The following is an 18725-nucleotide window of genomic DNA, read 5'->3' as shown; positions in this document are numbered from 1 at the left end:
TGATGTGGCGCATCCTGGCTCTGCTTTGTTTGGTTGTGGGGTGCAGGGTTCAGGCCGTTGAGCACTTTGCTTTGTCACAGGTGCAGCTCGAAGGCGGGCCATTTCTGCATGCTCAGCTCAAAAATATCGACTATCTGCTGGAACTGAAGCCAGAGCGATTACTCGCTCCCTATTTACAGGAGGCGGGTATCGAGACCGATTCACCGGCTTACGGCAACTGGGAAAGCAGCGGCCTGGACGGCCATATCGGTGGCCACTACCTCAGCGCCCTGAGCTTAGGCTATGCTGCCAGCGGCGATAAACGCTTAAAGCAACGCTTAGAGCAGATGCTGGGCGCGATGCGTCAGGCTCAGCTTAAACAGGGTAAGGGTTATCTGGGCGGCATTCCCGATGGCGGGGCGATGTGGCAGCAGATCCGCGCCGGTAATATTGATGCCGACCTGTTCAGTCTTAACCAGCGCTGGGTGCCGTTTTACAACCTGCATAAGGTCTTTGCGGGCCTGCATGACGCCTACGTGATTGCCGACATCGAACTGGCCGGGGTGATGCTCAATGAACTGGGTCAGTGGCTGCAAGAACTGGTGTCCGGGTTAACCGATGCGCAGATCCAGCAATTGCTGATTACCGAGCATGGCGGCATGAATGAAGTGCTGGCGGATATGCACAGGCTGTTCCCGCAACAGGGTTATCTGCAACTGGCCCGGCAGTTCTCTCATCAACAGATACTCGAACCGTTGCTGGACAATCAGGACCGTCTGAATGGTCTGCACGCCAACACCCAGATCCCCAAGATCATCGGTTTTCTTAAGGTTGGCAGGCAAAGTGGTGAGAAAAGCTGGTATCAGGCGGCACAATACTTCTGGAATGTGGTGACGGGCGAGCGCTCAGTCAGCATCGGCGGTAACAGTGTGCGCGAACACTTCCATGCCAGTGATGATTTCAGTGACATGATCAGCGATGTGGAAGGACCGGAGACCTGCAATACCTACAATATGCAGAAGCTGAGCAAATTGCTGTTTCTGGATAGCGGTGACAGTCGTTACCTGGATTATTATGAACGCGCCATGTACAACCATATTCTCTCCTCTCAGCATCCTAAGCATGGCGGGCTGGTGTATTTTACACCCATGCGCCCCGGTCATTACCGCAAGTACTCCAGTGTGCATGATTCCATGTGGTGTTGCGTAGGTTCCGGGATTGAAAATCATAGTAAATATGCCGAGCTGATCTACGCCCATGACGACAATGAACTGTTGGTCAATCTGTTTATCCCTTCACGGCTGAACTGGCAGCAGCAGGGGCTGCAACTGGCCCTTGAAACCCGTTTTCCCGATGAAGAAGACGTGCAACTGAATATTCAGTCGGACGCCGATAAGGCCGTGCGTATCAGCATTCGTCAACCTCGCTGGGCAAACGACGCCGCTATGCAACTGGAAATCAACGGCGAGCCGGTTGAGGCAGAGCAGCAGCGCCAGGGATATCTCAGCATTACACGCCGCTGGCAGGCGGGGGATAAGATCAGCTTTAGTCTGGCCACGGCGCCAAGGCTTGAACAACTTCCCGATGGCAGTGATTATTACTCGGTGCTTTACGGGCCGGTGGTGCTGGCGAGCAAGATGAGCCCATTTGAGAACGAGCAGCTGGATTTTATCGCCGATGACAGCCGTATGGGCCATATTGCTGATGGGCCAGTGTGTCCGCCCGAGGCGGTACCTATGATACTGGGTGATGCACAAGGGTTTCTGGCCAGCATAGAGCGCCTGCCCGGCACAGAACTGGGTTTTTCTGCCAGCCAGAGCCTGGCAAAGGGGGAGGGGATCGCCTCAAAGCAGGTACAACTGATCCCCTTTTTCCGTTTGCATGACAGCCGCTATCAGCTGTACTGGCCGCAATTCAGCGAAAAGGACTACCGTCAGCAACGTCAGCAGGCGCGTGAACTGGCCCGTCAGCAACAACAGCTTCAGGCCCGCACTGTTGATCAGATCAGCCCCGGTGAGCAACAGCCTGAGGCGGAGCATGACTTTGCCGGCGAGCAGACTGGTGCAGGCGTCAATCAGGGCCAGCACTGGCGTGATGCCAGCGGCTGGTTTGGTTATAAACTCAGAGATCAGGAGCACCAGGGCCGAATCTTACGCCTGCGCTACTTTGCCGGTGATAGCGGCCGAAAGTTCAGGATCATGATGAATGGCCTGCTGCTGGCCGAGGTGGAACTGTCGGCACCTCAGGAAGGGGAGTTCTATGAGCAGGACTATGTGCTCAGCCAGGAAATCCTTAAGCGCGCCGACCAGCAGGGCCACAGCCTGAAATTTGTCGCCGCCAAAGACTCCATCGCCGGAGGCATCTACGGCATCCGCCTGCTCACCGAAAAAGTGGGGTCAGAGTAAACTTTTTAGTCTCAATTGCCTTACAGCATGGCGTTTGGTTGTCACTCTCATGGCTACTTATACCTACTATAATCTTATGGTGTGAGTTTCAAGGGAGTGAAAATTATGGCCAGATTGCTAAGGGTCAGCCCTACTGGAGTTCCGGAACATGTTATCCAGCGGGGCAATAACCGTCAGCAGTGTTTTGTCGATCAACAGGATTATCGGGCCTATATCGGATGGCTAAAGGAATATTCTGAGGCCCAAAAGGTGAATATTCACGCCTGGGTATTGATGACCAATCATGTACATCTGCTTTGTACGCCGGAAGATGAGCATGCGGTTACAAAGATGATGCAGTGTCTTGGGCGTAAATATGTAAGGTACTTTAATCACCGGCATCAGCGCACAGGAACGCTGTGGGAAGGCCGTTTTAAATCATGTCTGGTACAAACCGAAACCTACCTGCTAAATCTGTATCGTTATATTGAACTCAATCCCGTGCGGGCAATGATGGCAGATTTACCCGCAGAGTATCCATGGTCCAGCTATCAGATTAACGCGCTAGGGAAACGATCTACGCTTTGCACACCACACCCGGTTTATCTTGCTATGGGACAAACCGAGCAGCAGCGTTTGGCGCGCTATAGAGCGTTATTTGCTGACCCGATCAATATCACCGTGCTTACCCAAATCAGAGAGGCCATCAACAAAGGTACGGCCATTGGTAGCATGGTTTTTAAACAGCAGATGGAAGCGAAAACCGGCAGACGCATGCTGCCGGCCAGGATGGGAAGGCCGGCTAAACCGGCATCAGGTTCAGAGGCCGGGAAAAGTTTACTCTGACCCCACTTTTGCGTGGTAGCGGTTGAGATCCTGTGGGTCAACCACTGGCCAGTCGTTTTGCCACTCAATGGGCATGATTTTGAGCTTCTGCACACCGTTATCTGCGCTTTCATAGGCATGAAACACCAGATAATCCTTGCCGTCGATGCTGTAAGCGGCGTTGTGGCCCAGGGCCACCCAGTCTTTATTTCCTTCCAGCACCAGAGTGCCGCCGCCTTGGCGCATATCTTTGCCGTCTTTGTCTAAGTAAGGCCCGGTAACGGACTTACTGCGCCCGACCATGATCTTGTAGTCGCTGTCCATACCGCGGCAGCATTTGTCGAAAGAAACAAACAGGTAGTAATAGTCATTTTTCTTAAAAATATAGGGGGCTTCGATGGCGCCTTCACCAGGGTCTGCGTCCGCGGTCTGCGGGTCACCGGGGCGCTTGGCAATACTGTACCATTCCTGTGGTTCGGCCAGGCGAACCAGGTCATCATCCATTTTTACCAGTTTCAGCCCTTCCCAGAAAGAGCCAAAACTCATCCAGGGCGTGCCATTTTCATCTTCCACAATGGCCGGGTCGATGGCATTCCAGTGATCACGATTAGGTACAGATTGCAGGATAATTCCCTGATCCACCCATCTGTAGTCCTCTGACTCCGGGTTCAGAGTCGTGTTGACCGCAACGCCCATACCTGAGGTGTTTTTACCAAAGGCCGATACGGAGTAATACAGATAAAATTTACCATTTTTCTGATAAATATCCGGCGCCCACAGATGACCGTTAAAACCGGGGGCTACACGTCTGGCCCAGCTCGGCTCATGTTCAAATACTCTTCCTGCCAGTTCCCATTTTTTCATATCCTTGGAGGAATAAAAGGTAATACCCGGCCCGGTACTGAAGACATAGTAAGTATCTCCTTCTTTGGTCAATACAGGATCATGAACTTCCAGCGGTTTGGTCTCAGCCTGGGCAGACAGACTCAGAAAGAGCGTCAAAACCAGGTATATTGCGGATTTAAGCATCAGTTTACTCCAGCCTCATGAGGTGAATGTTGTTAATGGGATATTAACATATATAATACAATATTAATAATGAGCCAGAAACTATTAATAAGGAATTTATTATGGGTTTTTCCGATCCTTCAAGAGGGCTACTTGCCTGTCTGTTCGTCATCTTGACCTTACCCAGTATAAAGACGAATGCCGGGCCACTGAATATCGATAATCCTATCGTACTGCAAAGGGCCGACCCCTGGATATACCGCGATCCGGCCAGTGGCTGTTATCAGTTCATCGGCTCTTCACCGGGATTCGATCAGATTGAGATCCGCAGCAGTTGTCGTATCAATGATCTTAAGCTGGCTGAGCCTGCCGTTATCTGGAAAAAGAAGGACGCTGGCCCCATGAGCGCCAATATCTGGGCGCCGGAGCTGCATCGTATCGACGATGTCTGGTATGTGTATTTTGCCGCTGGCGATGTGAACGAGCCCTTCTCGATTCGTATGTACGCGCTGTCGAACCCTGATGCCGACCCTGCTACCGACAACTGGCGGGAAGCCGGGCAGATAACAAGCCATCTGGATAGTTTTGCGCTGGATGCCACCCGTTTCGAGCATCGGGATAAGGCCTATATGGTATGGGCTCAGCAGGACAAGGCCGCCAGTTACAACTCCGCTTTGTGGATTGCTGAAATGGACAGCCCCACCAGTATCAAAGAGCCTGTTGTCGCCATTACCGAGCCGACGCTGGACTGGGAAACCCGTGGGTATAAGGTAAATGAGGGCGCTGCCGTAATTATCCGCCATGGCCGGGTGTTTATGACCTACTCTGCCAGTGCCACAGATCATCGCTACACTATGGGGTTGCTCTGGGCCGACGAGGATGCGGATTTACTCGATCCGAACAGCTGGAACAAATCACCGCAGCCGGTATTCAGCACTAATGAGCGGCTGGGCCGCTATGGTCCCGGTCATAATAGCTTTGTACTGGCTGAAGATGGCAGGACCGACCTGATGATCTATCACAGCAGAGATTATCTCGAGCTTAAGGGGTCACCGCTGACAGATCCCAATCGTCATGCCAGAGCCAGAGTGCTGCATTGGGATGCCAACGGCTTTCCGGTATTTGAACAGGAGCGGGGCGACTGAGGGAAACAACCTGCGGTCATGCCCGAGTGTCGTTGTCGGGCCTGTCCAGCACCTTTGAGTGCACGGTGTTAAGTGTTTGCACTTTGGCAATTCAAAGGTTGCTGGGCATCCAGTGCCCTTTGATATTCCTGAATTCACCACAGAGGCACAGAGAACACAGAGCTATCACGGGTTTAACCCCTTTTACTTCTCTGTGCCCTCTGTGACTCTGTGGTGAAATTTCTTTTTCGTGCTTTTAGTGTGATTGGTGGTAAAGATTAGGGCGCTGGCTGGGTTCCCGTTAACAACCTGCGGTCATGCCCGAGTGTCGTTGTCGGGCCTGTCCAGCACCTTTGAGTGCACGGTGTTAAGTGTTTGCACTTTGGCAATTCAAAGGTTGCTGGGCATCCAGTGCCCTTTGATATTCCTGAATTCACCACAGAGGCACAGAGAACACAGAGCTATCACGGGTTTAACCCCTTTTACTTCTCTGTGCCCTCTGTGACTCTGTGGTGAAATTTCTTTTTCGTGCTTTTAGTGTGATTGGTGGTAAAGATTAGGGCGCTGGCTGGGTTCCCGTTAACAACCTGCGGTCATGCCCGAATGTCGTTATCGGGCCTGTCCAGCACCTTTGAGTGCACGGTGTTAAGTGTTTGCACTTTGGCAATTCAAAGGTTGCTGGGCATCCAGCGCCCTTTGATATTCTTAAATTCACCGCAGAGGCACAGATAAACTCATAGGTATCAGTGGTTTAACCCCTTTTGCTTGTCTGCGCCCTCCGCGACTCCGCGGTAAGAAAGTCTTTTCGTTCGTGCCTTTATTCCGGACTATCCCTGTCCGGAGCTCTTTGATATTGCCAGAACCTTCTACCAGAAGCGGATATAGATCAACGCGGTAATCCCCAGAATACCGACGGTATGGATATAGTCCCACTTATCCAGATCCTTAATCATTGCCTGCATATTCTCCTTGCCCAGACTGGAGAAGGTCAGCCCTTTGAGTTTTTCATCACTGGCTCTCTGGGTCACCATACTCACCAGTATCATGATAGCGGTGACCACCACAAACAGCAGAATACAGTAATACAGCCAGTTCATATTGGTGATCCAGGCGAAGGCGCTGCCTTGCAGATCCTCCTTAAATGGCAACAGCACCAGTCTGACCATGCCCAGCACAAAGCCTGACACCAGGCCGATAAAACCGGCACTGGGGGTTATGCGCTTGCTGATCAGTCCAAGCAGGAACACGGCGGCAATACCAGGGGCAATAAGGGACTGTACGCTTTGCAGATATTCGTAAAGTACATCGGCTATCAGGCTCATTACCGGGATCCACAGGATACCCAGCAATACGATGACGATGGTAGCCATGCGCCCGACTTTAAGCAGATGTTTTTCACTGGACTCGGGTTTGAACTTCTTGTAGAAATCGATGGTAAACAGGGTCGCCGAGGAGTTAAACAGGGAGGCCAGTGAGCTCATAAGGGCGGCCACCAGACCACCAATCACCAGCCCTTTGACGCCTGCGGGCAATAATTCAGAGACCAGTGTCGGGAACGCCTGATCGGCGCTGTCGTAGCTGATAATCCCCTTGGCCTGCAGGGCATAGGCGATCATTCCGGGCACCAGAAAGATAAATACCGGCAATAGTTTCAGATAACCAGCGAACATAGTACCGCGGCGCGCGGCTTTGATATTCTTGGCCGACAGCACCCGCTGTACGATGTATTGATCGGTACACCAATACCAGAAGCCGATAATAAATGAGCCGAAAACAATCCCCGGCCAGGGGAATTCTGCATCGGAAGCCGAGCGAATAAGGTGCATGTTGGCATCGTTCAGACGTTCAACTTCTGCCCAACCACCAACTTTATCCAGTCCTACCACCAGGATGACCACTGAGCCGATAATCAGCACCGGGGTCTGCAATACGGAGGTCCACATAATGGCTTTCATGCCACCCAGTACCGTGTAGATACCGGTGACGATTACCAGGCCCAGGGCGGAGATCCAGAAAAAATCAATTCCCCAGATGCTGTCGATGCCGAGGATAGTTTTAAAGGCGATACCACCGGCATAGACGGTGACCGCGACCTTGGTCAGCACATAGCTAACCAGTGAAATGACCGACAAAAAGGTGCGTGACGCAGAGTTATAACGTCGCTCCAGAAATTCCGGCATGGTGTAGACTTTGCTGCTCCAGTAAAAGGGAACGAAAACCCAGCCAAGCAGCAGAATTATCCAGGATTGCAGCTCCCAGTGTGCCATGGCCATACCAGACTGGGCGCCGGCGCCGGAAAGACCAACCAGATGTTCAGAGCCGATATTTGAGGCGAAGATAGAGGCACCAATGACCAGCCAGCCCGCGTTGCGCCCGGCCAGAAAATAATCGGCTGTATCTTCTTCTTTCTGACGCATGGAGAAATACACCACAGCCAGAAGTAATAAAAAGAAGCCGGCCAGCACCAGCCAGTCGAGGGTACTAAGTTCAACCATCAGGTATTCAGTTCCTTAGCCTGAGCCAGCCAGGGGGCTCAAAGCGTGAGATAAACGATTATTAAAAATATTATAATATAATTATAAAATAAAAAAGCTTATTGTTAAAACAGAGTTAAAAAAGTGCTGTGATTTGCCATGGAGTAACCATCCGCACCTTTGCGTTCGCCTGCAGGACGGTCGACTATAGGCATAAATTGCTGTTAAACCAGGCTAAAGACATACTAAAAAGTTATGTTAGTATAATAAGATACCTATCAGGGCCGGTTTATCTTTCATAGACGCACTCTGCTGGAGGTCTTTTTTCATCCGGCAAGGCAGAAGGAGTAAACTTAGCGGGCGCTGAATAAGCGGCTGACAAATAAATCGGGAACCTATTTGAACAGCTTTGCTGGTGGTATGCGGTGCAGTAGAGGATATAGCACCGCTGGGTGGAAAAATGACCCAGCCCTGCGGGTTGAGGCTAAAAATGCTTCACTCTATGTTAATCGCGGCTCGTTTAGGTGATTGAACCACGCCGCTTGCGCCTTGATTGAAACACTTTTTGCCTCAACAGAGGTGAATATAAAAGATAAACAAGCCCTAGGAACTTATCATGGCACGTATTGAAAATCTTAACCTCTCTCAGCGGGTGACTAATGAACTGGGGCGTGCAATCGTTTCCGGTGAGTACAGCATTGAGTCGGGATTACCCACCGAGGCCCAACTATGTGACGAGTATGGCATTAGCCGTACCGCTATTCGCGAAGCGGTTAAGATGCTGGCTGCCAAGGGGTTGATTTCCTCCAGACCCCGCCAGGGAATCAGGGTTGAAAAACCTTCCAACTGGAATTTATACGACACCAGCGTACTGAAGTGGTTGTTGAGCAGCAGCCCCTCATTACACGTGCTGCGTGAGTTTCTGCAAATGCGCCTGGCTATTGAACCCCAGGCGGCAGCGCTGGCCGCCGAATTCGGCAAGGATGAAGATATCGACCAGATAGAACATGCCCTCAATGATATGAAAACGACGGCAGCGGACCCCCAGGCCAGTATGCATGACGCAGATTTGCGTTTTCACACCAGTATTCTTTACGCCAGTGGCAACCGTTTTTTCTTTCAGTTGCGGGAGTTTATCAGTACGGCCCTGGATGTAAGTATTCAGCACACTACGCCAGCCAAGGGTAATGATATGAGTGTGGCCGAGGATCATGGGAAGATCTATACCGCCATTCGCAATCGTCAGCCCGAGCGGGCTAAGAATATGATGACCTATCTGATTGATGAGGCCATGAGCTTTATCGAACAGGAAATTCAGCGTAAGAGTTGACTGCACTTTTGTTTGGTGAGTTTTTCATCACACATCTCTGTTTGTTGGAAGCAATATGTTGCAAATTTCAGATTCCGTTGCCCGTTATCCCAGTCTGAAGGATAAGCGGGTTTTTATCACCGGTGGCGGCACCGGTATCGGTGCCCATATGGTGGAGCGCTTCAGCCAGCAAGGTGCGCAGGTCTCCTTTGTGGATATTGCCGAACCTCCCAGCCAGAGTCTGTGTGAAAAGCTTGCCGGGAAGGTGGCGCATACCCCCGTTTTTATCCCCTGCGATATTCGCAATATCGCCAGTCTGGTTGATTGTATCGAAGAGATTTACAGGGAGCAGGGCGATATCGGCGTACTGATCAACAATGCTGCCGATGATACCCGTCATGACCTTGAAACGCTGAGCGTTGAATACTGGGACGATCGCATGGCAGTAAACCTGCGCCCCTGTTTCTTTGCTGCGCAGGCCGTGATCCCGCAGATGCAGCGGCTTGGTGGGGGCAGTATCATTAACCTTGGTTCGATCAGCTGGCGTCTTAAACAGGGATGTATGCCAGCTTACACTACCGCTAAGGCCGCGATAGAAGGCCTGACCCGCACGCTGGCCGGCCGTCACGGTGAAGATAATATCAGGGTCAACAGTCTGATCCCGGGTTGGGTGATGACAGAACGTCAGCTCACGCGGTGGCTGGATGCCGATACGGTCAAAGACATCCATCATCATCAGTGTATCAAGAAGACGCTGGTGCCTGATGACATTGTCAATACCGCCCTCTTTCTTGCTGCGGACGACAGCAACATGCTGACGTCGCAAAGTATTATTGTTGACGGGGGATGGGTCTGATTGATGTGTGTCAGCAATCGCACATATAACCTGACAGCAGGTTAGTGTGGATTTTTAATTTTGTATTTTATATTATAATAGTAATTTTATAGTGATTGTTTTCAGGATACCGGGGCGCTGATTGTCAGATTTGCTGCTTATTAATCTGGTGCTGTTATGCGGCGCCTGCCTGCAAGGTTTACTGGGTTTCGGCCTCGGGCTGTTTTGTGCGCCATTGCTGTTTTTAATCGCCCCCGAGTATGTGCCGGCACCGATGATTCTTAATGCACTGTTACTGACCCTGCTCATATCTATTACCAATCGGGAAGCAATCGATACCCGATTGACCGGCTTTGCCATTGTTGGCGGTACCATTGGGGTGTCAGCCGCAGGCGTATTGATGTGGTGGCTGGATACCGAACATTATCCGCTGTTATTTGGGGTACTAATTATTCTGGCCGTGCTGTTGTCTTTGTTGGGCGTACGGCCTGCTATTAACCGGCGTACTAACCTCGTTGCTGGCGCCCTCTCCGGATTTATGGGAACGACCACCTCTGCTGGGGGGGCACCCATGGGATTGTTGTATCAGGACGCTGAGCATAGTGAAATCAAAGCTAACCTGAGTGTGTTTTTCCTCTATATCAACCTATTTGGTATTTGTCTGTTATGGCTCACCAATATTGCAGGGTACAGCGATTTATTGCTGTTCTTACAATCAATCCCGGCCTTGCTTGCCGGCCTGGCCCTGTCCTGGTATCTGAGCAAACGGATCAACGCGTATCACGTTCGCTATATGATTTTGCTGGTGGCTTTGTGTGCCGGCATTCTGTCCATAGTAATGTAAGCCGGTTGGTATGTTCAGCGGCACATTGACAGTTGCCAGCATGGCTGCCGGATGATGTCGGTGCCGCTTGTTACAAGCCTCACTTTTTCCGGCGCAATGCCTGAACGGTTATTTGAGACCGGCGCCCGCCAGCTTTAACTAAAAAGCAGTGTTACGAAACATTTAGGGCGGGGTGTCTGTTTGAAGTGACCTGTGAAATCAATAGCGCGGCTTAAGCCCGCGTTACACCGTCTGGTAAAGTAAGCAATTGATGGCCTGAGTTGATATGATGTCGTCAGCGTTTTGTCTTTGAATATTAATACCCATGCCGCAACAGGGCTTCGTTCTTACCCGCCAAATCGTTGAAACCGACGGCAAAACCAGCCTGATGTTATGGCTTAACACGGTCGATGGCCCGGTTAAGCTGATCACTGAACCTCAAAAAAGTTGTTTTTTTATCCGGCAGGAGCAACGTAGCAGCGTGGTCAGAATGCTCAGTGACGCCCGTGTTGAACACAGCATTAATGACCTGAATCTGAAAACATTTGCTCAGCAACCCATTAGTGCGTTGTATTTTGATAATCCCGCTCAGACGTATCAGGCAAGAGATCTGCTCAAAGGACAGGGTGTTGTCTGTTATGAAGATGATATTCGTCTGGCTGACCGCTATCTGATGGAGCGCTTTATTTGTGGCAGCTTGTGTTTCAGCGGCAATACCAGGCAGTACCCTGACTATGTTCTGGTGGAGCACGCCAGAGTTAAACGCGCCGATTATCAACCACAGTTTCGGTACTTGTCGCTGGATATCGAATGCAGTGCTCAGGGGCAGTTGTTTTCGGTAGGTTTGTCTGCCCCTGATTATCGGTTGGTGATCATGATAGGAGCGGTACAATCCGGACCTGAGTGGATCCACTGGGTCGCCGACGAGAAAGCCTTATTGCAGGCGCTGATCACAAACGTAGAGGACTATGACCCGGATCTTTTTATCGGCTGGAATCTGGTGAATTTTGATTTTAAGTTACTGATTGAAAGGGCGGCTCGTCTGAGGTTGCCCCTGTCGCTCGGCCGTGGCAACAGCGCTGCAAGCTGGCGTGATGGCCGGGAGACCAATCAGGGCTTTGTGACGGTGCCCGGAAGAGTGGTGATAGACGGCATTGATGGTCTGAAGACCGCCACCTATCAGTTTGACAGCTTTAGTCTCGAACATGTTAGCCAACAACTGTTAGGCAAAGGCAAGGCCACAGAAGATGTGGACAATCGTCTGGCCGCAATAGAGCATGATTTTCAGCACAATAAGGTCAAACTGGCAGAATATAATCTGCAGGACTGTGTGCTGGTGGAGGAGATTTTCAGCCATACCCGACTGCTGGATTTTCTGACTCTGCGCAGCCGCCTCACCGGCCTGGAGCTGGATCGTAGCGGCGGTTCGGTAGCCGCCTTTACGAATCTGTATCTGCCCCGTTTACATCGTGCCGGCTATATTGCCCCGAATTTACCCGCCGGCGGCGGCCTGGCCAGCCCTGGTGGCTATGTGATGGAGTCGCACCCGGGGTTATATAAACAGGTTCTGGTACTGGATTTTAAGAGCCTGTACCCCTCGATTATCCGCACTTTCAAGATCGATCCAATGGGGTTAACAGAAGGGTTACTGGAGCCCGATAAGGCCATACCCGGTTTTCGTGGTGCCGTGTTTCATCGTACCCGGCATTTTTTACCGGAGATTATTGCCAGCCTGTGGGCGCAGCGGGACGAAGCCAAACAACAGCAGGACGCGGCCCGATCTCAGGCGATTAAGATCCTGATGAACTCTTTTTACGGCGTACTGGGCTCAGGTGGCTGCCGGTTTTATGATACCCGTCTGGCCAGCTCTATTACCCTGCGTGGCCACGACATTATGCAGACCACCGCGCGCTGGATAGAAGAGCAGGGTCACCAGGTTATTTATGGCGACACCGACTCCACCTTTGTGTGGCTCGGTGATGACACTACTGACCAGCAGGCCGCCGAACAGGGCAGGCAACTGGAGCAACTGATCAATCAGCGCTGGCAGCGAAAGCTGCGTGAAGAGCTGGATCTGGAGTGTTTTCTGGAAATTGAATTTGAGAGTCACTTCAAACGTTTTGTTATGCCCACTATCCGGGGTTCTGAGCAGGGCAGTAAAAAACGCTACGCAGGCCTTAAAGCCACCGATAAGGGCGATAAACTGGTCTTTAAAGGCCTGGAGTCAGTGCGTTCAGACTGGACCGCACTGGCGAAACATTTTCAGACCCGGTTGTATGAAATGGTGTTTGCCGACAAAGATGTACTGGCCTTTGTTCGGGAGCTTATTGAACAGGTAAAAGCCGGTGAGCTTGATGAGCAACTGGTTTATCGCAAAAGACTACGTAAACCCCTGACCTCTTATGTTAAGAATATTCCGCCCCATGTGCGCGCCGCACGGCTGGCAGATGAGCAGAATAAGACACTGGGCAAGCCGCTGCGCTATCAGCACAAGGGCTGGATCCACTATGTGATTACGCTTAACGGGCCGCAACCAGTGGAATATCAGAATGCGCCACTGGATTACGAGCATTATATTGAGCGTCAGATCCGTCCCGTGGCTGAAGGCATATTACCCTTTGTCGGCGAAGATTTTGATACCCTGGTCAGCCAGCAGATGGGCTTGTTTGGCTGAACCCTGATAAATCAAATCTCTGACGGAGCTATCCCTCAGATTTCAGTTTTAATAGGTTGAAGCTATGGTAATTAATTTAATTTATCGGCCATAGCCGTTAATAATAGGTCTTTAGCTTATTCACGGGGGAAAGTGTGCAGCCCTATCAGCTCAGTGTTACCGAACTGCTGAACAGCATGCGGGAAAAAAAACTTTCCCCACCGGAGCTTATGCACAGCTATCAGCAGCGCATCCGCGAGGTTAATTCGTCGGTGAACGCCTTTGCTTTTCAGTTTCCTGAACAGGCACTGGCGCAGGCCAAGGCTGCAGAGCAGCTTTATCAGCGCGGTGACTACCAGCCGCTGAGCGGGCTGGCGGCAGCGATCAAGGATGAAACCTATATAAAGGGCCAGATAACCACCAATGGCAGCTATTGTCTGGCCGACGCAGTTGCCACCACGACCGATCCTGTGCCACAGGTGCTGATGGATAATGGTGCCATTGTTCACGGCCGCACCACCACGCCCGAATGTTCCACTGCTGCGGTGACCTGGTCAGATATCTGGGGGGTCAGTCGCAATCCCTGGAATACGGCCATCACCTGCGGTGGCTCATCAGGCGGGTCGGCAATCGCGGTGGCCTCGGGCATGGCCAGTTTTGCCAATGGCACCGATATTGGTGGATCGCTGCGTATTCCTGCCGCATTTTGTGGCCTGTTTGGTTACAAGCCGCCCCATGGAAAGGTGGCTGAGATTGCGCCTTTTAATATTGATCCCTACTGCCATCATGGTTTACTGACCCGTGAGCTGGCCGATCTGGAATACCTCTATCCTTTTATTCGCGGCAGCCAATGGGGAGACTCCCATTCTTTTGTACCCGATGCGTTGCCGGATAACCGGCCACTGACTTCTCTGAAGGTGGCGATATCGCCAGAACTGGGTTTTTACGCAGTAGAAGAGGATATCCGTGCCAATCTGCTCCACAGTGCAAAATTGCTGGAACAGGCGGGTGTTGCGGTAGAGCTGGTGGAGCTGGACTGGGATGAACAGGTAATACAAACCGCTAAGGTGCACCAGCGGGCGTTGATGGGGATGTTTCTAAGGAAAAACCTGGATACTGCACAAAACCGCCCGAAAATGACTTCTTACCTGCGCTGGTATCTGGATAAAGTGGCTGAACTCAGTGTTGAGGATATCTTCGAGGCCAATCTGCATGTTTGCAGAATGTGGGACGCGCTGGCATCGGTGTTTAAAGATTATGATCTGTTACTTTGCCCTACACTGGCCACCACCAATGTAGCGGCAGAATTCGACTACAGCTGCGATAAGATCAGTGTTGGCGGCAGGTCTGTGGATGCTAATAAGGGCTGGTTTATGACCTACCCCTTTAATACGCTCGGTCAGTGTCCTGTATTATCTATGCCCAATGGTGTCTGTGCCAACGGCGTACCCAGCTCATTGCAGATCGTCGGCCATCCCTATAAAGAACAGGAAATTTTCACGCTGGCGAGGCTCTTGAACCAGTTGCATCCGAAGCTTCCAGACCCCTCCTTTAACAGTAATTAAGCCTTTCCCGTGCCGGGGTGTTGTGTCCCTGGATCAGTTCACCGGGCAGTTCGCTGCCCGGTATTTTTTCGTAAAGAGCCAAAGGGAATAACCTATCCGGGTCGTTGCGATCCCGGCGATTCTGCGCTGAAAATAACGGTACGGCCCCCGGATTCCGCTTCGCTCTATTCAGGCTACAGAGAACCGGAGTTACAACGCCGGGCGCTGATTCAGCGCCTTGGCTTTATTGGTGATACGCTCAAGTAACCATTGCAGGCACTGACCCATGGCGCCTTCAATCTGCCAGATCAAATCCACACAGTGGGGAAAGGTCACTTCCTGATGGCTGGTTGGCAGACGCACGATGCTGCCATTGAGTAGCTGAGACTCTACTGCATGCAAAGGCATTTCTGCCCATCCCAGACCCTGACGCAGCATTTCCATCATGGTGGTGGGTGAGTTGGAGTACCAGATATTACTGGTCAGATCCGAATCAAAGCGACGAAAGCCGGTCTGGGTGTCGGTAATACGCAGATGCCGATACTGAGCCAGATCCTGCGGTGCCACTTTGTCCAGTTTTGCCAGCGGGTGTTTGGCGCCGGCCACAGTGCAATAGTGCACGTGGCAAATACCGCGAAAGGCAAACTGTTCGGGATAATCATCCTGACTGATCACCACCGCCAGATTGACCTTATTCTGTTCGATGAGCTGATAGGCCCGCTTATGGGTGGCCTCCAGCAGCATCAACGAGGTGAGTGGAAACTGTTGTTCAAATTCTGACGCCAGTCCCAGCATCACGCCGTCAGGGATGGCCATATTGTCATAGGCCAGGCTGATTTCGCTTTCGACACTGTCCATGATGTTATCGATACGATGACGCAGGTTGCGGTGACTTTTCAGAACAGATTTCACATCGTTCATCAGCGCCAGCCCCTCGGGCGTCAGCTTGGGGATCTTAGAGGAGCGATCGAAGAGCGAAAACCCGGCATCAATTTCCAGATTACTGATCAGACCACTAATGGATGACTGAGCTTTACCCAACCTTCGGGCGGCCGCCGAAAAGCTGCCAGTCTCGACGGTGGCGATAAATGCCTGTAGTTGTTCCAGTGAGAGTTCCATCTATGTATCGCACCAACCTATGGTAAATAACTTTCTTTAATCATCATAATTGATAATCCTGCATGGTAACAACTCATTAACGAATAATTTGCCATAAAAAAATAAGTATCAGGTGAATTTATTATTAAACCAACACTGTTGTTGAGGAAAAGACCATGCAGACACACAGAAAAACACCGCTGGCCCTGATGATTTCAGGAATATTGCTATCAGGCACCGCTTTTGCGCAGGAAAATAACGAAAGCGAAGAGCGGGAAAATAAACTTAAAGAGCAGGATATTGAAATCATCCAGGTTTCCGGTAGTGGCCGTATGGCAACCGCCAACGAAATTCCGATGAACATTACTGCGGTAGGTGCAGCGGAACTGCGTCGTAAAAATATAACCGATATTAAAGCGCTGATCGCAGACTCCGTTGAAATCAGCTCACCGGGTAACAGCAACCGTCTGGCGGAATCGGTAACGGTTCGTGGCCTGAATGTTTCTCCGGTTAATGCCAATAACCTCGAACAGTTTACCCGTACTACAGTGGCTTACTACCTCGACGATACCCCATTGCCAAACATCGGTTATCGGATTAAAGATGTTAACCGGGTTGAAAAGCTGCTCGGCCCCCAGGGTACATTGTATGGCGGTGGCAGCCTCGGTGGTACTATACGTTATATTACCAACCAGCCTGATCTGGTGGAGTTCAGTTTTGACGCCAATACCAGCATCTATCAGGTTAAGGATGGTGGTCTGAGTCATGATACGGATGTGGTATTTAATGTCCCACTGAGCGATACGGTGGCCGTCAGGGCCTCCATTGCCCATCTGGATGATGCCGGTTATACCGACCGTATTACCAGCCCCACCTATTTTACCGACGAGCAAAAACGTATTCCCAACCCCAATCCGAATAAAGAGCGGTATGAGGATGATGACTGGGAAGAAACCACCGGCGGTAAGATCGCCCTGTTGTGGCAGCCTGTCGATGAGTTCAGTGTGACCCTGTCTCATGTGCAGCAGGATCAACTGGCCCACGGTACCAGTGGCGCCAGCCGGGAAACAGTGGACTACGCCTGTGAGCAGGAAGGCCTGGAAGGCGACGCCTGTGACAACAAATACAGCCGTTACAATACGCCGTTCCAGGTGAACGACCATACCATAGTGGCGACCTATGAAGAGTTTTCAGATCGCGAGCTGACCCTGGATTCCATTGATTTTAACTGGGAGCTGGATTTTGCCACCCTGCACAGCAGCACCTCCTACTTTAAAGACAGCCGCGAAGGACAGGCAGATTATCTGGGTTACGGTCTGGTCTATTACGGCTGGGTTCCTGGACTGGGACTGGATGATACCAATGAGTCGGCCTATATCACCTATGACAATACCTACAAAGGTCTGAACCATGAAACCCGCCTGACCTCTACAGGCGATGGCCCCTTAAGCTGGATTGTCGGCTTGTATCATACCGACACGGAGCGGCGCCTGATCTTCTCCGAGTTCTATCCCGGCTTCGATCAGGCTACCGCAGATTTTTATGGTTTTGACCGTCAGGCCTGGTATGGCGACACCCGCCCGGGCTCAGTGGACGAGGGTTACCATGAGAATTTCCACAACCAGTATCAGGAAACGGCATTATTTGGTGAGCTGACCTATGCAGCGACCGACAAGCTGGATCTGACCTTTGGTGCCCGTATCTTTAATTATGATGATCAGAATGACCCCCTGATTGTGGACTATACCGGCCTGACCAACAGTCGCTCTACCTCGCGCAATAAAGAGAACGGTGAGTCTTTCTTTAAGTTTAATGCCGCCTATCAGATGACCGATGATTTGCTGGCCTACGCCACATTCTCTCAGGGCTTCCGTCGTGGCGGCACCAACGGCTTTAAAAATATCACCATAACCGACCAGAACGGTGATGAGGCGACACTGGAGGTTTCTGATGAGGCGCAGAATTACGAGCCGGACTCAACGGATAACTATGAGCTGGGTATCAAGGGCTTTTTGCTTGACCGCGACCTGTATATGCAGGCCAATATCTACCGCATTGAGTGGAACAATGTGCAGACTTACTTCTCACAGATCCTTGATGGTGTGTTCCCTCTTAACGGCACCACCAATGGGCCATCGGCCGAGACACAAGGCTTTGAATTCAGTTCCAGATACCGTCTGACTGATGATATTACCCTGCGTTATGCCACGGCCACCGTTGATGCTGAATGGGCGGAGACCGGTGAGGCCTGTATCTTTGAGCCTGTGGCCAGCGCGCCGGATGCCGACCTGCAGTGCCGCACCTGGGAAAAAGGTGGTCAGCTTGGTGGAGCGCCCGAATGGCGGCACAACTTTGGCGTCAGTTATGAGACTGAGCTGGAAAATGGTTATATGACCGCTAATCTTGATGGTCGTTATGTGGGTGAAACACCCAGTGACCGCCAGGACTTTCCGGATGCGGATGTCTATACCCGCAAGTCATATACCCTCTACAATGCCAGCGTCAGCTATGGCCGGGATGACTGGAAAGTGTCGCTATGGGTAAACAACCTCACCGACAAGCGTGCAGAAACCTCGGGTCAGACTGACCTGGGGCAGGGCTGGCGGACCATTTTCGTACGCCCCCGTACGGTTGGTGTGAACTTCTCTTACACCTACTATTAATTAAAC

12 protein-coding genes are annotated in these 18725 nt (G+C 51.4%); 9 read left to right on the top strand and 3 right to left on the bottom strand.

From position 1 onward, the window contains the following. The first annotated feature begins 2 nt into the window (after positions 1-2). Together CDA54_RS08945 and CDA54_RS08940 are read left to right on the top strand one after the other, a co-directional pair. Positions 3-2384, top strand: a complete 2382-nt coding sequence (locus CDA54_RS08945; protein ID WP_099034653.1) for a beta-L-arabinofuranosidase domain-containing protein — start codon at positions 3-5, stop codon at positions 2382-2384. A 105-nt stretch (positions 2385-2489) separates the two neighbouring features. Beyond that, positions 2490-3209, top strand: coding sequence for a transposase (locus CDA54_RS08940; protein ID WP_099034652.1), 720 nt, complete (start codon positions 2490-2492; stop codon positions 3207-3209). Here CDA54_RS08940 and CDA54_RS08935 read toward each other — a convergent pair. Then, positions 3201-4217 carry an arabinan endo-1,5-alpha-L-arabinosidase gene (locus CDA54_RS08935; RefSeq protein ID WP_099034651.1) on the bottom strand — a complete coding sequence of 339 codons (1017 nt, stop codon included), beginning with the start codon at positions 4215-4217 and terminating at the stop codon, positions 3201-3203. The genes CDA54_RS08940 and CDA54_RS08935 overlap by 9 nt on opposite strands. Before the next feature lie 101 nt (positions 4218-4318). On the opposite strand from CDA54_RS08935, the gene CDA54_RS08930 reads away from it, so the two are divergent. After that, the gene (locus CDA54_RS08930) at positions 4319-5341 is read left to right on the top strand and encodes a glycoside hydrolase family 43 protein (RefSeq protein ID WP_099034650.1); all 1023 of its coding nucleotides are present in this window, start codon (positions 4319-4321) and stop codon (positions 5339-5341) included. Positions 5342-6186: 845 nt separating this feature from the next. On the opposite strand, the gene CDA54_RS08925 is transcribed toward CDA54_RS08930, so the two are convergent. Further along, a complete protein-coding gene (locus CDA54_RS08925; RefSeq protein ID WP_099034649.1) occupies positions 6187-7815 on the bottom strand; it encodes a sodium:solute symporter in 1629 nt (542 codons plus the stop codon). Between the two features lie 595 nt (positions 7816-8410). On the opposite strand from CDA54_RS08925, the gene CDA54_RS08920 reads away from it, so the two are divergent. The 5 genes from CDA54_RS08920 (at position 8411) to CDA54_RS08900 (ending at position 14979) form a co-directional block, all read left to right on the top strand. After that, the gene (locus CDA54_RS08920; protein ID WP_099034648.1) at positions 8411-9124 is read left to right on the top strand and encodes a FadR/GntR family transcriptional regulator; all 714 of its coding nucleotides are present in this window, start codon (positions 8411-8413) and stop codon (positions 9122-9124) included. Positions 9125-9179: 55 nt separating this feature from the next. Next, the gene (locus CDA54_RS08915; RefSeq protein ID WP_099034647.1) at positions 9180-9959 is read left to right on the top strand and encodes an SDR family NAD(P)-dependent oxidoreductase; all 780 of its coding nucleotides are present in this window, start codon (positions 9180-9182) and stop codon (positions 9957-9959) included. 121 nt (positions 9960-10080) lie between these two features. Further along, positions 10081-10782 (top strand): sulfite exporter TauE/SafE family protein, encoded by a 702-nt coding sequence (locus tag CDA54_RS08910; RefSeq protein WP_099034646.1) that lies wholly within the window; start codon positions 10081-10083, stop codon positions 10780-10782. Positions 10783-11086: 304 nt separating this feature from the next. Continuing rightward, positions 11087-13435, top strand: coding sequence for a DNA polymerase II (locus CDA54_RS08905; RefSeq protein ID WP_099034645.1), 2349 nt, complete (start codon positions 11087-11089; stop codon positions 13433-13435). A 134-nt stretch (positions 13436-13569) separates the two neighbouring features. Next, on the top strand, positions 13570-14979 hold the full coding sequence (locus CDA54_RS08900; protein WP_099034644.1) for an amidase: 1410 nt from the start codon (positions 13570-13572) through the stop codon (positions 14977-14979). A 189-nt stretch (positions 14980-15168) separates the two neighbouring features. Here the strand turns inward: CDA54_RS08900 and CDA54_RS08895 are convergent, their stop codons facing one another. Then, on the bottom strand, positions 15169-16077 hold the full coding sequence (locus tag CDA54_RS08895; RefSeq protein ID WP_099034643.1) for a LysR family transcriptional regulator: 909 nt from the start codon (positions 16075-16077) through the stop codon (positions 15169-15171). A gap of 155 nt (positions 16078-16232) precedes the next feature. On the opposite strand from CDA54_RS08895, the gene CDA54_RS08890 reads away from it, so the two are divergent. Then, positions 16233-18719 carry a TonB-dependent receptor gene (locus CDA54_RS08890; RefSeq protein WP_099034642.1) on the top strand — a complete coding sequence of 829 codons (2487 nt, stop codon included), beginning with the start codon at positions 16233-16235 and terminating at the stop codon, positions 18717-18719. Positions 18720-18725: the final 6 nt, after the last annotated feature.

The sequence above is a fragment of the Lacimicrobium alkaliphilum genome, assembly GCF_002591895.1.
Taxonomy (GTDB): domain Bacteria; phylum Pseudomonadota; class Gammaproteobacteria; order Enterobacterales; family Alteromonadaceae; genus Lacimicrobium; species Lacimicrobium alkaliphilum.
This window is presented reverse-complemented; position numbering and strand designations above follow the sequence as displayed.

Coding starts and splice junctions, on each gene's coding strand:
- CDA54_RS08925 (WP_099034649.1), bottom strand. CDS start 7,815: ATGGTTGAACTTAGTACCCTCGACTGGCTGGTGCTGGCCGGCTTCTTT.
- CDA54_RS08890 (WP_099034642.1), top strand. CDS start 16,233: ATGCAGACACACAGAAAAACACCGCTGGCCCTGATGATTTCAGGAATA.
- CDA54_RS08935 (WP_099034651.1), bottom strand. CDS start 4,217: ATGCTTAAATCCGCAATATACCTGGTTTTGACGCTCTTTCTGAGTCTG.
- CDA54_RS08940 (WP_099034652.1), top strand. CDS start 2,490: ATGGCCAGATTGCTAAGGGTCAGCCCTACTGGAGTTCCGGAACATGTT.
- CDA54_RS08920 (WP_099034648.1), top strand. CDS start 8,411: ATGGCACGTATTGAAAATCTTAACCTCTCTCAGCGGGTGACTAATGAA.
- CDA54_RS08930 (WP_099034650.1), top strand. CDS start 4,319: ATGGGTTTTTCCGATCCTTCAAGAGGGCTACTTGCCTGTCTGTTCGTC.
- CDA54_RS08905 (WP_099034645.1), top strand. CDS start 11,087: ATGCCGCAACAGGGCTTCGTTCTTACCCGCCAAATCGTTGAAACCGAC.
- CDA54_RS08915 (WP_099034647.1), top strand. CDS start 9,180: ATGTTGCAAATTTCAGATTCCGTTGCCCGTTATCCCAGTCTGAAGGAT.
- CDA54_RS08945 (WP_099034653.1), top strand. CDS start 3: ATGTGGCGCATCCTGGCTCTGCTTTGTTTGGTTGTGGGGTGCAGGGTT.
- CDA54_RS08895 (WP_099034643.1), bottom strand. CDS start 16,077: ATGGAACTCTCACTGGAACAACTACAGGCATTTATCGCCACCGTCGAG.